Annotated in this window: 13 protein-coding genes; 9 read left to right on the top strand and 4 right to left on the bottom strand. The window is 75.5% G+C overall.

Features of this window, described 5'->3' with window-relative positions; all coding sequences use genetic code 11:
• Position 1 precedes the first annotated feature (1 nt).
• Positions 2-1,135 carry a YihY/virulence factor BrkB family protein gene (locus DQ244_RS13710; protein WP_113812063.1) on the top strand — a complete coding sequence of 378 codons (1,134 nt, stop codon included), beginning with the start codon at positions 2-4 and terminating at the stop codon, positions 1,133-1,135.
• Positions 1,136-1,145: 10 nt separating this feature from the next.
• On the opposite strand, the gene gcvT is transcribed toward DQ244_RS13710, so the two are convergent.
• Positions 1,146-2,264, bottom strand: coding sequence for a glycine cleavage system aminomethyltransferase GcvT (gcvT, locus tag DQ244_RS13705; RefSeq protein ID WP_113812062.1), 1,119 nt, complete (start codon positions 2,262-2,264; stop codon positions 1,146-1,148).
• 86 nt (positions 2,265-2,350) lie between these two features.
• Here gcvT and DQ244_RS13700 point away from each other — a divergent pair, with 86 nt between their 5' ends.
• On the top strand, positions 2,351-3,862 hold the full coding sequence (locus DQ244_RS13700) for a leucyl aminopeptidase (protein WP_199580399.1): 1,512 nt from the start codon (positions 2,351-2,353) through the stop codon (positions 3,860-3,862).
• A 47-nt stretch (positions 3,863-3,909) separates the two neighbouring features.
• Here the strand turns inward: DQ244_RS13700 and DQ244_RS13695 are convergent, their stop codons facing one another.
• Positions 3,910-4,233 carry an oxidoreductase gene (locus tag DQ244_RS13695; RefSeq protein ID WP_199580398.1) on the bottom strand — a complete coding sequence of 108 codons (324 nt, stop codon included), beginning with the start codon at positions 4,231-4,233 and terminating at the stop codon, positions 3,910-3,912.
• 148 nt (positions 4,234-4,381) lie between these two features.
• On the opposite strand from DQ244_RS13695, the gene lpdA reads away from it, so the two are divergent.
• The 3 genes from lpdA to DQ244_RS13680 all read left to right on the top strand — a co-directional run bounded on the left by lpdA (position 4,382) and on the right by DQ244_RS13680 (position 8,655).
• On the top strand, positions 4,382-5,761 hold the full coding sequence (lpdA, locus tag DQ244_RS13690; protein WP_113812061.1) for a dihydrolipoyl dehydrogenase: 1,380 nt from the start codon (positions 4,382-4,384) through the stop codon (positions 5,759-5,761).
• Positions 5,762-5,805: 44 nt separating this feature from the next.
• On the top strand, positions 5,806-7,668 hold the full coding sequence (gene sucB / locus DQ244_RS13685) for a 2-oxoglutarate dehydrogenase, E2 component, dihydrolipoamide succinyltransferase (RefSeq protein ID WP_113812060.1): 1,863 nt from the start codon (positions 5,806-5,808) through the stop codon (positions 7,666-7,668).
• Positions 7,669-7,749: 81 nt separating this feature from the next.
• A complete protein-coding gene (locus tag DQ244_RS13680; protein ID WP_113812059.1) occupies positions 7,750-8,655 on the top strand; it encodes a TIGR01777 family oxidoreductase in 906 nt (301 codons plus the stop codon).
• Positions 8,656-8,658: 3 nt separating this feature from the next.
• On the opposite strand, the gene DQ244_RS13675 is transcribed toward DQ244_RS13680, so the two are convergent.
• On the bottom strand, positions 8,659-10,272 hold the full coding sequence (locus DQ244_RS13675) for a serine/threonine-protein kinase (protein WP_113812058.1): 1,614 nt from the start codon (positions 10,270-10,272) through the stop codon (positions 8,659-8,661).
• 98 nt (positions 10,273-10,370) lie between these two features.
• Between DQ244_RS13675 and DQ244_RS13670 the strand changes: the two genes are divergently transcribed.
• From DQ244_RS13670 to DQ244_RS13655, 4 genes are all read left to right on the top strand, one after another.
• Positions 10,371-11,615 (top strand): NAD(P)/FAD-dependent oxidoreductase, encoded by a 1,245-nt coding sequence (locus DQ244_RS13670; protein ID WP_113812389.1) that lies wholly within the window; start codon positions 10,371-10,373, stop codon positions 11,613-11,615.
• Positions 11,615-12,349, top strand: a complete 735-nt coding sequence (locus DQ244_RS13665; RefSeq protein WP_113812057.1) for a peptidase E — start codon at positions 11,615-11,617, stop codon at positions 12,347-12,349. The genes DQ244_RS13670 and DQ244_RS13665 overlap by 1 nt, the downstream gene beginning before the upstream one ends.
• Positions 12,350-12,418: 69 nt before the next feature.
• Positions 12,419-13,090, top strand: coding sequence for a lipoyl(octanoyl) transferase LipB (lipB, locus tag DQ244_RS13660; protein WP_113812056.1), 672 nt, complete (start codon positions 12,419-12,421; stop codon positions 13,088-13,090).
• A gap of 2 nt (positions 13,091-13,092) precedes the next feature.
• Positions 13,093-13,476, top strand: a complete 384-nt coding sequence (locus DQ244_RS13655) for a PPOX class F420-dependent oxidoreductase (RefSeq protein WP_199580397.1) — start codon at positions 13,093-13,095, stop codon at positions 13,474-13,476.
• A 3-nt stretch (positions 13,477-13,479) separates the two neighbouring features.
• On the opposite strand, the gene DQ244_RS13650 is transcribed toward DQ244_RS13655, so the two are convergent.
• The gene (locus DQ244_RS13650; RefSeq protein WP_113812055.1) at positions 13,480-14,493 is read right to left on the bottom strand and encodes a GNAT family N-acetyltransferase; all 1,014 of its coding nucleotides are present in this window, start codon (positions 14,491-14,493) and stop codon (positions 13,480-13,482) included.
• Positions 14,494-14,711: the final 218 nt, after the last annotated feature.

The following is a 14,711-nucleotide window of genomic DNA, read 5'->3' as shown; positions in this document are numbered from 1 at the left end:
GATGGCCGGCACGAAGCAGCACGAGAGCGCGGTCGAGCGGATCCGCCAGCGCGTCGAGGAGAAGGCCGCCCGCCGGGCCGCCGCCGCGGAGGCGGCCCGGAAGACCCGGCCCACGTCCGACGGCGACCGGCTGCCGGCCGACGCCCCCTCCCCCGCCGAGCTGCCCGGGATCCACGCGGAGAAGCCCACGCAGATCCCGTGGAGCGGCTGGAAGCAGATCGTCAAGCGCGCCTGGGCCGAGAACAGCGCCGACAACATGCCGATCATCGCCGGCGGCGTCGCGTTCTTCGCGTTCCTGTCGATCTTCCCGGCGCTCATCGCGATGATCTCGGTCTACGGCCTGGTGGCCTCCCCCGAGACCGTCGCCCGGCAGGTCGAGGACCTCTCCGCGCAGCTCCCCCAGGACGCCGCCGGGCTCATCGAGGACCAGCTCACCGCGATCGTCGCCAACAGCGGCAGCGCGCTGAGCATCAGCCTGGTCGTGTCCATCCTCGCCGCGCTGTGGAGCGCGTCGGGCGGGGTGGGCAACGTGATCACCGCCGTCAACATCGCCTACGACGAGGTCGAGGCGCGCGGCTTCGTCAAGCTGAAGCTGCTCTCGCTGGCCCTGACGCTCGGCGCGATCGTCTTCGTCCTGATCACCTTCACGCTGGTGGCCGTCGTCCCGGCCGTCCTGGAGGCGCTGCCGCTGGGCGTCGCCGGCACGATCCTGGCCCAGGTGGCCCGGTGGGTGCTGCTGCTGGCCGTGTTCGCCGGCGCCCTGTCGGTGCTGTACCGCCTCGCCCCCGACCGCGACTCCCCGCGGTTCAGCTGGGTGAGCCTGGGCGCCGTCGTGGTCACCGTCATCTGGGCGCTGGTCAGCGTCGGGTTCGCGGTCTACGTGGACAACTTCGGGTCCTACGACAAGACCTACGGCGCCATCGCCGGCGTCATCGTGCTGATGCTGTGGCTGTACCTGACCTGCTACCTGGTCCTGCTGGGCGCGGAGATCAACGCCGAGGCCGAGCACCAGACGGCGCGGGACACCACCGACGGCGACCCGGAGCCGATGGGCGACCGGGGCGCCGTCGTCGCCGACACCCTGCCCGAGTCGCCCGAGCCGGAGAAGGGCGCGAGCGACCCGACGAGGAAGTAGGGCCCGCCGGCTACCGCACGCGCGAGGGCACGAACGGCGGCTTGACCACCTCGACCGGCTGCGGCCGGCCGCGGACGTCGACGGAGAGCTCCGCGCCCTCGGCGATGCCGGCCGAGGCGTCCAGCAGGGCGAGGCCGATGCCGGTCTTGAGCGTGGGCGAGAAGGTGCCGCTGGTGGTCTCCCCCACCCGCTCCCCGGCGGCGTCGAGCACCGCCATGCCGGGGCGCGGGATGCCGCGCCCGGTGGACCGCAGGCCCCACAGCAGGCGGGCGGGGCCGGCCTCCTTCTCGGCCAGCAGCGCCTCGCGGCCCCAGAAGGCGGGCTTGCGCCAGCCGACCGCCCACCCGGCCCGGGCCTGCACCGGGGTGATGTCGCGGGACAGCTCGTGCCCGTGCAACGGGTAGCCCATCTCGGTGCGCAGGGTGTCGCGGGCGCCCAGCCCGCACGGACGGATGCCGAGGTCGGCCCCGGCCTCGAGCAGCGCGTCCCACAGCTCGGCGGCGCGGTCGGCCCCGACGAGCAGCTCGTAGCCGTGCTCGCCGGTGTAGCCGGTCCGGCAGACCGTCACCTCGGTGGCGCCCCCACCGGTGCCGGTCACGAAGGACATGTAGCCGATCTCCCCCGGCACGCCCAGCAGCTCCAGCACCTGCAGCGCACGCGGGCCCTGCACGGCGAGGACGGCGACCTCGGCGTGCCGGTCCTCGACGGTGACCCCGGCCGGGGCGGCGTCGGCCAGCCGGCCGAGCACCTCGGGGGCGTTCGCGGCGTTGGGCACCAGCAGCACGTCGTCGGGGCCGTGCAGGTAGACGATCAGGTCGTCCACGACCCCGCCGGCCTGCTGCTCCCCGTCCGGCACGCAGCAGAGCGTGTACTGCGCCTGACCACGGCCGATGCGGGACAGGTCGTTGGTCAGGCACGAGTCGAGGAACGCCGCCGCACCGGGACCGCGCACGGTCCCCGTCCCGAGGTGCGACACGTCGAACAGGCCGACGCCGGTGCGCACGGCCGCGTGCTCGGCGAGCACCCCGCCGCCGGCGTACTCGATGGGCATCGACCAGCCGCTGAAGTCGGCGAGCTTGGCCCCGGCCGCGAGGTGCCGGTCGTGCAGAGGGGAGGTCAGCGGGCTCACGGAGGCCAACGTAGTGACGACCCCGCCTCGCGGCTCGCCCGAGCCTGCGAGGGGTGAGGTGGACGGGGTCCTCTTACGATCTGTCGGTGCCACCGACGATCTCCGCCACCGACCAACCGCTCGAGAAGCTGACCGCCGACGCCGTCGTCGTCGCCGTCGGCAAGGGGCCCGACGGCCTGCTCCCGACCCCCGGGGCCGAGGCGGTCGACCGCCTCCTCGGCGGCCGGCTGTTCGCCGCCCTCGCCGACCTCGGCGCCAAGGGCGGTGAGGACGAGGTCACCCGCCTCCCCTCCTTCGGGCAGGGCCCGTTCCCCGTCGTCGCGGTCGCCGGGCTCGGCGCCCCGGACGCCGCCGGCGGCTACGCCCCCGAGGCGGTGCGCCGCGCCGCCGGTGCCGCCAGCCGGGCGCTGCGCGGACGCCGCTCGGTGATCACGCTGCTCGCCGCCGTGGGCGGGACCCCCGACGCCGACCGGCTGCACGCCGTCGGCGAGGGCTCGCTGCTCGGGGCCTACGAGTTCACCGCCTACAAGTCCGACCTGCCGGCGAACCGTCCGACGCCGCCGCAGGAGTTCACCGTCGTCGTCCCGGGCGCGGCCGCCGCCGAGAGCGCGCTGCGCCGGGTGCGCGCCGTCGCCGACGCCGTGGCCCTCGTGCGCGACCTGGTGAACACCCCGCCGAACGACCTCTTCCCCGCCGAGCTCGCCGCCCGCGGTGCCGCCGCCGGCGAGAAGCTCGGCCTGACCTCGGAGATCCTCGACGAGGACGCCCTCGCCGCCGGGAGCTACGGCGGGATCCTCGCCGTCGGTGGTGGGTCCTCCCGCAAGCCGCGGCTGCTGCGGCTCACCTACGTCGGCTCCGGCGCCCGCAAGAAGATCGCGCTCGTGGGCAAGGGCATCACCTTCGACAGCGGCGGCATCTCGATCAAGCCCGCCGCGAAGATGGAGGACATGAAGAGCGACATGGCCGGTGCCGCGGCCGTGATCGCCACCGTGTGCCTCGTCGCCCAGCTGGGCCTCCCGGTCGAGGTGACCGCCACCGTCCCGATCGCGGAGAACCTGCCCAGCGGGACCTCCTACCGCCCGGCCGACGTGGTGACCTTCCGCAACGGCAAGAAGGCCGAGATCACCAACACCGACGCCGAGGGTCGCGTGGTGCTCGCCGACGCGATCGCCCGCGCCGCCGAGGACGCCCCCGACGTGCTGCTCGAGACCTCGACCCTCACCGGCGCCCAGATGGTGGCGCTGGGCGGGCGGACCTCCGGCGTGATGGGCTCCGACGACCTGCGCGACGCGGTCGTCGCCGCAGCGTCGCGCAGCGGCGAGAGCATGTGGCCGATGCCCCTGCCGCCCGAGCTGCGCCGCGGCCTGGACTCCACGGTGGCGGACTTCGTCAACGCCAACACCGACCGCCTCGGCGGCATGCTCGTCGGCGGTCACTTCCTGGCCGAGTTCGTGCCGGCCGGGCTGCCGTGGGTGCACATCGACATCGCCGGCCCGAGCTACAACACCGGCGGCCCGTGGGGCTACACGCCCAAGGGCGGCACCGGCGTCCCGGTGCGCACCCTGCTCGCGACCATCGAGGCGCTCATCTCGGAGTGACCTACCGGGACGGCCCCGCCCCTCGACGTCCACGGGGCGGGGCCGTCCTACCTCCCGCGGTACTCGCGCATGCGCTGCGGGTAGCCCGTCACCTGGGCGTCGTAGACCGGGATGGCGAGCTCCCGGGACAACCGCCGCGCGGTGCCGGGCCCGTCGATCCGCCGGCGGGTCCACTCCCCGTCCGCGGCGACCAGCACGATCGTCGTCTCGGTGACGGCGGTGCGCGGCTCCACGTAGCCCTCGACCCCGCGGCGGGTGCCGACGAAATCCTCCAGGTGCCGGAGGTCGGCCCGCTGGGACGCCCGGTCGAGGGTCGCGGCCCGGCCGTCCCCCTCGCCGCGCCGACGGCGCAACCAGCCGAACAGACCCACGCCCGCCTCCTACCGCTCCGGTCGTGATCACCACGACGCTCGCGAGAGAAACGGTGGTCCCGGCCGGCTCGTTCCCGGAGTGGCAGGATGGGGCCCAGCCCCCGCCCGCTCGAGCGGGGCCGCCGTCCTACGCACCTGAGGAGCACTCGTGAGCGCACCCGCCTCCCCCGCTGACCTGGTCATCCTCGGGGGTGGCTCCGGCGGGTACGCCGCGGCGTTCCGCGCCTCGGAGCTGGGCCTGAACGTCGTCCTGATCGAGAAGGACAAGGTCGGCGGCACCTGCCTGCACCGCGGCTGCATCCCCACCAAGGCGCTGCTGCACGCCGGCGAGGTCGCCGACCTGGCCCGCGAGGGCGAGCAGTTCGGCGTGAAGACGTCGCTGGCCGGCATCGACATGGACGGCGTCAACAGCTACAAGGACGGCGTCATCGCCAAGCTCTACAAGGGGCTGCAGGGCCTGGTGAAGGCCCGCAAGATCACCTACGTCGAGGGCGAGGGCCGGCTGACCTCCCCCACCACCGTCGAGGTGGACGGGCAGAGCTACGAGGGCAAGCACGTGCTGCTGGCCACCGGCTCCTACCCGCGGTCGCTGCCGGGTCTGGAGATCGACGGCACCCGGGTCATCACCAGCGACCACGCGCTCAACCTGGACCGGGTGCCCGCCTCGGCGATCATCCTCGGCGGCGGCGTCATCGGCTGCGAGTTCGCCAGCGCGTGGAAGTCCTTCGGCGTCGACGTCACCATCGTCGAGGCGCTCCCCCACCTCGTCCCGCTCGAGGACGAGGCCGCCTCCAAGCTGCTGGAGCGCGCCTTCCGCCGTCGCAAGATCGGCTTCGAGCTGGGCAGCCGCTTCTCCGGTGTGCAGAACACCGAGAACGGCGTGAAGGTCTCGCTGGAGAACGGCAAGGAGATCGAGGCCGAGCTGCTGCTCGTCGCCGTCGGCCGCGGCCCGGTCAGCCAGGGCCTCGGCTACGAGGAGGTCGGCGTCGCCATGGAGCGCGGCTACGTCCTCGTCGACGAGTACATGCAGACCAACATCCCCACGGTCTCCGCCGTCGGCGACCTCGTGCCCACCCTGCAGCTCGCGCACGTCGGGTTCGGCGAGGGCATCCTCGTCGCCGAGCGCGTCGCGGGCCTGGAGCCGGCGCCGATCGACTACGCCGGCGTCCCGCGGATCACCTACTCCGACCCCGAGGTCGCCTCGGTCGGGCTCACCGAGGCCCAGGCCAAGGAGCGCTACGGCGAGGTGAAGACCCTCACCTACGACCTGGCGGGCAACGGCCGCAGCCAGATCCTCAAGACGACCGGCGCGGTGAAGCTCATCCAGGCCCCCGACGGCCCGGTCGTCGGCATCCACATGGTGGGCAGCCGCGTCGGCGAGCTCATCGCCGAGGCGCAGCTCATCTACAACTGGGAGGCCGAGGCCGACGACGTCGCCAGCCTCATCCACCCGCACCCGACGCAGAGCGAGGCGCTCGGCGAGGCCCACCTGGCCCTCGCCGGCAAGCCCCTGCACGTGCACGGCTGATCCACCTACTCCCCCCATCCCGCGCCAGAAGGAGCACTGCCCCGATGCCGACGTCCGTCACCATGCCCGCCCTGGGCGAGAGCGTCACCGAGGGCACGGTCACCCGATGGCTCAAGCAGGAGGGTGAGCAGGTCGCAGTCGACGAGCCCCTCCTCGAGGTCTCGACCGACAAGGTCGACACCGAGATCCCGTCCCCGGCCGCCGGCGTCCTGACCAAGATCCTGGTCGCGGAGGACGAGACGGTCGAGGTCGGCGCCGAGCTGGCCGTCATCGGCGGCGAGGGCGACGGCGGCGGTGACGCGGGCGGCGGCGACGCTGCCTCCGCCGACGACGAGACCATGCCCGAGACCCCGGCCCAGCAGGTCGACGACGCCGGGGCCGAGCAGCAGGAGGAGCAGCCCGCGGCCGAGCCCGAGCCGGCGCCCGCCCAGAGCGGCGGCGACGGCGGTGGCTCCGGTGGCGGCGAGGGCACCCCGGTCACCATGCCGGCGCTGGGCGAGAGCGTCACCGAGGGCACCGTCACCCGCTGGCTCAAGGCCGTGGGCGACGAGATCACCGCCGACGAGCCGCTGCTCGAGGTGTCCACCGACAAGGTCGACACCGAGATCCCGGCGCCGGTCAGCGGCACCCTGCTCGAGATCACCGTGAACGAGGACGAGACCGTCGACGTCGGCGCCCAGCTCGCCGTCATCGGCAGCGGCTCGTCCGGCGGCGGCTCGGCCCCCGCCCCCCAGCAGGAGGCCCCGAAGCAGGAGGCCCCGAAGCAGGAGGCCCCGGCGGAGGAGAAGCCGCAGGCCGCGCCCGAGGCGAAGCCCGCCGCCCCGGCGCCCGCGACCTCCCAGCCCGGTGGCGACTACGGCGCCAGCGGCGCCCAGCCCGCCACCTCGCCCACCTCGGAGCCGGCCCCCCAGGTCGCGCCGCAGGCCCCGACACCCGGCTCCTCGGCACCCTCGGGTGACGGCGGCGGCCAGTACGTGACCCCGCTGGTGCGCCGCCTGGCCGCCGACCACGGCGTCGACCTCGCGAGCGTCTCGGGCACCGGCGTCGGTGGCCGCATCCGCAAGCAGGACGTCCTCGCCGCGGCGGAGAAGGCCTCGGCCCCGGCGGCTCCGGCGGCCTCCGCGCCGGCCGCCTCGGGCGGGGCCCGCACCCCGTCGCCGGCCGCGACCCCCGACACCTCGGTCCGCGGGCGCACCGAGAAGCTGTCCCGCCTCCGCGCCGTGATCGCGCGCCGCATGGTCGAGTCGCTGCAGGTCAGCGCCCAGCTCACCACCGTCGTCGAGGCCGACGTCACCAGGATCGCCCGGCTGCGGCAGAAGGCGAAGGGGGACTTCGAGTCCCGCGAGGGCGTCAAGCTCTCGTTCCTGCCGTTCTTCGCCAAGGCCTCGATCGAGGCCCTGAAGGCGCACCCGTCGGTGAACTCCTCCATCGACCAGGAAGCCGGCACGGTCACCTTCCACGACACCGAGAACCTCGGGATCGCGGTGGACACCGAGCGCGGCCTGCTCGTGCCGGTCATCCACGACGCCGGCGACCTCAGCATCGGCGGCATCGCCCGCAAGATCGCCGACCTGGCCGAGCGCACCCGCACCAACAAGGTGACGCCCGACGAGCTCGGTGGCGGCACGTTCACGCTGACCAACACCGGCAGCCGTGGCGCGCTGTTCGACACGCCGATCATCAACCAGCCGCAGGTCGCGATCCTCGGCGTCGGCTCGGTGGTGAAGCGCCCGGTCGTCGTCCAGGACGCCGACCTCGGCGAGGTCATCGCGATCCGGTCGATGGTCTACCTGGCCCTCACCTACGACCACCGGATCGTCGACGGCGCCGACGCCGCACGCTTCCTCACGACGGTGAAGGAGCGGCTCGAGGCAGGGCAGTTCGAGGGAGAACTCGGCCTCGCTTGATGCACGCCCGCTCGGGGCCCCGGTGACCACCGGGGCCCCGAGCCCGTTCCGGCCCCGCCACACCGCTCCCGGGAGTGCCGCATGAAGATCGCCGTGTCCGGTGCGTCCGGCTTCGTGGGCAGCGCGCTGCTCCCGGCCCTGCGCGAGGACGGCCACGAGGTCCTCCAGCTCGTCCGCCGCACGCCGCGCACCGCGGAGGAGCACCGCTGGGATCCCCGGCACCGCCGGATCGACGCCACGCTGCTCCACGACGTCGACGCGGTCGTGAACCTCGGCGGCGTCGGCGTCGGGGACCGACGCTGGACCGAGAAGCACAAGCGGGCCGTGCTCGACAGCCGCGTGGAGACGACGGCGACGCTCAGCCAGGCCCTCGCGGACGCGGCCGCCGCCGATCCGGACCGGCCACGGGTGCTGCTGAACGGCTCGGCCGTCGGCTTCTACGGTGACACCGGCGACCGGGTCGTCGACGAGACGGCGCCCGCCGGCGACGACTTCCTGGCCCACGTGTGCACCGAGTGGGAGGGCGCCACCGAGCCCGCCGCGCAGGCCGGCGTCCGGGTGGTCCGCCTCCGCACCGGGTTGGTGCTCGGGCCCGGTGGCCTGCTCAAGCAGCTCCTGCCGATCTTCCGGCTGGGGCTGGGCGGCCGGCTGGGCTCGGGGCGGCAGTACATGCCCTGGATCAGCCTGCGCGACGAGGTCGACGCGATCCGGTTCCTGCTGACCTCGCCCCTCGAGGGGCCGGTCAACCTCTCCGGGCCGGTACCGGTGACCAACGCCGAGTTCACCGCGGCGCTGGGCCGGGTCCTGCACCGGCCCGCCGTGCTGGTCGTCCCGCCGCCCGCGCTGTCGCTGGCGCTCGGGGAGTTCACCCGCGTCGGCGTGCTGGCCGGGCAGCGTGCCGTTCCGGCCGCGCTGACCGAGGCGGGCTTCCGGTTCACCCATCCCGACGTCGAGGCGGCCCTGCGCGCCGCGGTCGCCCGCGGCTGACGCTCAGCCGTTCCGGACGGCGGAGTCGATCCGCCAGCCCTCCGCCGTGCGCACCAGCACGAGCTGCACGACCGCGTCGGACCGGCCGGGCACCGTGCGCAGCACCGGGCCCTCCGGCCGGCCGGCCGGGACGACCAGGTAGTCCAGCCACCGGTCGGTGAGCCGCAGCTCGGCGCGCTCACCCGAGGCGCTCAGCACGGTCACGTCGCGCACCACCGGCGAGAAGCCGCTGAGCGCCTCTCCGGCAGCGGCGAGCGTGCGGGCGTGCTCCTCGTCGGGGGCCAGGAGCGCGCTGCCGGGCGCGTGCACGTCGCGCAGCGTCTCCGGCCCGGCGGCGCCGAACGCCGCTCCCCGCCGCGAGTACAGCTCCGCGACCACAGCCTGCCACTCCTCCGGGGTCGCCGGTGTGGAGGTCTCCGGGAGCCCCGCCGCCGGGATCTCGGCAGGCGGGGTCCCGACGGGCGGGGTCTCGGCGGGCGGGGTCTTGGCGGGCGGGGCCGGCGCTGGCGACGGCTTGGACGCCGGCGCCGCGGCGGCCGCCTCGGAGGGCTCCGCGGCCGCCGGCGCGTCGCCGGAACCCCAGCGGGTGCCGGCCCACGCGGTGAGGGACAGCGCGATCAGGACGGCCGCACCCACCAGCACGCCGCGCACCGCCCGGGGCGGGAGGAGCTGCCGGCGACGAGGGCCCTGGTCGGCGACCACGGGCACAGGGCGCGGCCGGCGCCCCGGCACCACGTGGGTCAGCGCCGTGCGCGCGTCCGGCCGGCCGGTGGAGCCGACCGGCGCCCCTGCACCCAGGACCACCGGCTCCGCGCGGCAGGCGTGCCGGAGGTCGAGGGCGAACTCCGCGGCGCTCCCCCGCTCGTGCGGCTCCGCTGCGAGCCCGCGCCGGACGACCGCGAGGAGCGGGGCCGGCACGTTCGGGGCCAGTTCCGCCAGGTCGGGCAGGTACCCCTCGGCGGCGACCGCCAGGGTGTCCTCCGGGGTGGCCGCGTTCCACGGGGAGATGCCGGTGAGCGCGTGGAAGGCGGCCGCGGCCACCCCGAACACGTCCGACGGCGGGCCCGGCACGCCCCCGCGGGCGACGACGGGGTCGACGTAGGCGGGCGTGACCTCCGCGGCGGCCGTCTCCCCCAGCACCCGGGCGACGCCGAGGTCGGTGAGCACCGGCCGCCCCTCGGCGGTGAAGAGGATGTTCCCGGGGGCGAGGTCACCGTGGACGACGCCGTGCGCGTGCGCGTGCGCGAGGGCGGAGGCCACCGGCGCCAGCGCGGTGACCACCTCGCCGGGCGCGAGCCGCCCGCGCCGGGCCAGCAGCGCCGCCAGGCTGCCGCCGGCGAGCAGGTCGAGCACCAGGGCGACCCGCGGCCCCCCTCCGCGCCGCGGCTGGTGCACCACCTCGTGCAGGCGCACCAGGTGCGGGTGGTCCAGCTCGCCCAGCAGCGCGGCCTCCCGCACCTGCCGGTCCGGGTCGCCCGCCACGAGCACCTTCACCGCCACCGGTCCACCGCCGCCCGACGGGACCGCGCGCCAGACCTCGCCGGACCCGCCGGCACCGAGCAGGGCCTGCAACGTGTAGCCGGGAACCGGGGGCGGCACGGGCGCGGGAGCGGACATGCAGGGCACCGTAGGACGAACCGGCCGACCGGCGTTCCGGTTGTCCACAGGCCCGGGCGGCCCGCCTCGCCGGCCCCGGTTACGGTCGGGCCGTGTCGATGCCCCAGCGCGCCGAGGTCGTCGTCGTCGGGGCGGGCCTCGCCGGGTTGTCCGCGGCGACGCGGCTGGCCGACGCCGGGATCGACGTCTCCGTGCTCGAGGCCTCGGGGCACGTCGGTGGCCGGGTGGCCAGCGAGCGCGTCGACGGCTTCGTCGTGGACCGCGGGTTCCAGGTCTTCAACACCGGCTACCCGCGTGCGGCCGACCTCGACCTCCCCGCGCTGCAGCTCGGCTTCTTCGAACGCGGTGCGGTGGTCCGGGAGGACGGTCGCGTGCACCGCGTCGTCGATCCGCGCCGCAGGCCCACCGGGGTGGTCGGCACCGCGACGACCCCGCTGGGATCGCTGCGCGAGAAGGCGGCGTTGGCCGGCTTCGCCCTCCGGGCCGGCTACGCGCCGGTCGCCCGCCTGCTCCGGGCACCGGAGACCACCGCCGAGGCCGCCCTCCGCTCGGCGGGGATCGGCGACGCGGCGCTGCAGCGCTTCCTCCGGCCCTTCCTGGCCGGGGTCCTGCTGGAGGACGAGCTGGCGACGTCCAGCCGGTACGTGGACCTGCTGTGGCGCAGCTTCGTCCGGGGCTCCACCGGGCTGCCCGCCGCGGGCATGCAGGCCATCGGGGAGCAGCTGGCCGGGCGCCTCCCCGCCGGCCGCGTGCGGCTGGGTACCCCGGTCCGCTCGGTGGGCCCGGGAGCGGTGACCACCGACGAGGGCACCTGGACCGCCCGCGCGGTCGTCGTCGCCACCGACCCGTCGACGGCGGCCCGGCTGCTCCCGTCCGTCGACGCCGCCGCGCCGCGCCGGGTGACCACGCACCTGCACGTGCTCCCGCAGTCACCGTGGCCCTCCCCGCTGCTGGTGCTCGGGCAGCCCGGCGGCCGGGTGGTCAACACCGCCGTCGTCTCCGACGCCCAGCCCCGGTACAGCCCCGACGGGCGGGCACTCGTCTCCAGCTCGACCCTGGTCCCGACGCGGGAGGCCGAGGTGCGGGCGGAGATCGCCGCCGCCCACGGCGTCTCGCCGTCGGACCTGGAGCACCTGACCACGGTCTCCGTCGCCGAGGCGCAGCCGGCCGCGGTCCCCCCGCTGCGGCTCCGTCGTCCGGTCGACCTGGGCGACGGCCTCTACGTCTGCGGGGACCACCGCGACACCCCGTCCATCCAGGGCGCGATGGCCAGCGGCGCCCGGGCGGCACGGGCGGTCCTCGCCGCCCTCGGCGCACCGACCGACGACCGGAGGAGCGGCTGATGCCCGCGACCGCACCCACGATCCTGGCCACCAGCATGGGCTTCGCCTCCCGCGGCCGGGGCCCTGCGGACTGGTCGCCCGGACCGGTGTTCGACCTGGCGTTCGAGCTCGCCGGGGCCCCGGACCGGCCGCGGCTCTGCTACCTCGGCACGGCCACCGGCGACGACCCGGCGCGCGTCGCCGGCGTCTACGGCGCGTTCGCCGGCAGCGACGTCCGGGTGAGCCACCTGAGCCTCTTCCCCATGCCCGCGGTCGGTGACCTGCGCGCCCACCTGCTCGCCCAGGACGTCGTCTGGGTCGGCGGCGGCAGCGTGGCCAACCTGCTCGCGGTGTGGCGGGTGCACGGGCTGGACGAGGTGTTCCGCGAGGTGTGGGAGGCCGGCGTCGTGCTGGCGGGCGTCTCGGCCGGGTCGCTGTGCTGGCACGTCGGGGGCACGACCGACTCCTTCGGGCCGGACCTGCGCCCGGTGACGAACGGGCTGGGGCTGATCCCGACCTCCAACGGCGTCCACCACGACTCCGAGGAGCAGCGCCGGCCGCTGTACCACCGGCTGGTCGCCGACGGCACGCTGCCCGCCGGTCACGCGACCGACGACGGCGCGGGTCTGGTCTACCGCGGCACCGAGCTGGTGGAGGCGGTCGCGGACCGCCCGGGAGCGGCCGCCTACCGGGTCGAGCGCGGCCCGGACGGCACCGCGATCGAGACCCGCGTCGAGCCGCGGCGTCTGCGGTGAGGGTCTGGAACGGCCCCCTGCAGGGGCCCGTCGCGAGCCTGCGAGCGATGGGGGGCAGGGGGTCCTTCAATTAGGCTTGCGGACGTGACGCTCGAGGTGCACCGGCTCGGCCTGGTCGACTACGAGGAGGCCTGGGCGCGGCAGCGGGAGCTGCACGCCCGGGTCGTGGCGGGCGAGGCCCCCGGCACCCTCCTCCTGCTGGAGCACCCGCCGGTCTACACCGCGGGCAAGCGCACCGAGCCGCACGAGCGACCCTTCGACGGCACCCCGGTCGTCGACGTCGACCGCGGCGGGAAGATCACTTGGCACGGCCCGGGGCAGCTCGTCGGCTACCCGATCGTGGCGCTGCCGGACCCGGTCGACGTCGTCGCCTACGTCCGCCGCCTCGAGGGCGCGCTCATCGAGGTGTGCGCGGGACTCGGCGTGGCCGCCGGCCGGGTCGAGGGCCGCAGCGGCGTCTGGCTGCCCGCGGACGAGCCCGGCTCCGGGAACCGACCCGAGCGCAAGGTGGCCGCCATCGGCATCCGGGTCGCCCGCGGCGTCACGATGCACGGCTTCGCGCTGAACTGCGACCCCGACCTGGGCTTCTTCGCCAACATGATCCCGTGCGGCATCCCCGACGCGGGGGTGACCTCGCTGTCGGCCGAGCTCGGCCGCGACGTCCCCGTGTCCGAGGCCATCGATCCGGTGGAGGCCGCGATGCGCGCCGTCCTCACCGCCGAGCCCGCGACCGCCCGCTGACCGTGGCACCGCTCCCCCGCAGCGAGTACGTCAGCCTCACCACCTTCCGGCGCACCGGTGCGCCGGTAGCCACCCCGGTGTGGGCAGCCCCCGACGGCGACGACCTGGTCGTCTGGACCCGCGCCGACAGCGGGAAGGTGAAGCGGCTCCGGCACACCTCGCGGGTGACGGTCGCGCCGTGCGACGTCCGCGGGAAGGTGGAAGGCCCCGCGGTCGACGCCGTGGCCGGGTTCGTGGACCGCGCGGAGTGGCCGCAGGCGCTGGCGGCCCTGCGCCGGGCGTACGGGTGGAAGTTCCGGCTCGGCCACCACTTCTCCCGGTTCTGGCACCGGGTCACCCGCCAGGGCGGCGAGCGGCACGAGCTGATCCGCATCCACCCAGCCTGAGCGCTACCCCAGCCGCAGCGACCAGGACGACAGCCGGCCGGCCGGCACGAACCCGAGCGCCTCGTTGACCGCGACCATCGGGGTGTTGCTCTCCGCGTTGTAGGTGCTGATCCGCCGCACCTCCGGGAAGGCGCCCGCCAGCTCGCGCAGGACGGCGGCCTTCACCAGTGCACCCAGCCGGTGACCCCGGTGCTCCCGCAGGACCAGCGTGCCGCCCTGGTCGGCCCGCTGCGGACGGGCCAGCGGCACCTGCAGGTCGGTGAACGCGACCATCCGGCCGTCCCGCACCGCGCCCGCGGAGAGCACGGTGCGCCCGCGCGCGACGTGCGCCGCCTCGTACTCGCGGATGCGCGCACCGTCCCAGCGCTCCTCCTCCACCGGCAGGTCCCCGTGCGGCGCGTCGGTGCTCATCCGCTGCTCGAGCAGCGCGCGGTCGTCGAGGAACTCCTCCGGGGTCCGGTCGCGCCAGGTCACCACCTCGTACCCGGCGCTGTGCGCCCGGGCGTCGGCCTCCAGGGCCGCGAGCCGGGCCTCGTCCACCGGGAGGACCAGGTCGCGGCGGGTCTCCTCCAGGTCGCGCGTCCACCCGAGGAGCTCGGCGAACCGGCGCCCGGGCACGTCGGCTCGGGGCTCGTCGACCTCGGTGATCAGCGTCGTGCGCCCGTGCGCGGCGGCCAGGCGGAGGGCTTCGGCGTGCAGCACCCGGCCGAGACCCCGGCGCCGGTGCGCGGGGTGCACGGCGAGGTCGACGACGGCCACCGTCGGGTTGTCCTTCACCGGCAGGATCAGCCGCAGCGCGCCGACGACGTCGTCCCCGACGAGCGCCGCCCGGTGGGTGCCGTCCCGCGAGCCGCCGGGCTCGACCAGCTGCCGCCCGAGGGCGACGTGCTCGGCGGCCGGCCGCGGGACCTCGCCGGGCCGGTCGGCACGCTCGGACGCCGCCCACACCTCGCACCAGTCGGCGAAGCGGTCGTCGTCCGGGCCGAGCTCCGCGAGCGTCGCGGTCGAGGAGGTCACGCCTCTGGTTCTACCGCCCCCGGCAACCGGTTTTCGGCCCCGCTAGGGCCACAATGGCCATTTCGGCCCTAGCCGAGGACGAAGTTCACCAGCCGGCCGGCACCGTGACCTGCGAGCGCACCTTGCCGTTCACCTGCACGGCGACCTGCACGGTGTCCTCGACCAGCCAGCGCTGGTCGGCGACCGGGAACGGCGCCCACGCCGACGACTCCTCGTGG

This window comes from Blastococcus sp. TBT05-19 (genome assembly GCF_003319095.1).
In the GTDB taxonomy this organism is placed as follows: Bacteria; Actinomycetota; Actinomycetes; order Mycobacteriales; family Geodermatophilaceae; genus Blastococcus.
The sequence above is the reverse complement of the archived record's forward strand: the minus strand, read 5'-3'. Positions and strand labels throughout refer to the sequence as shown.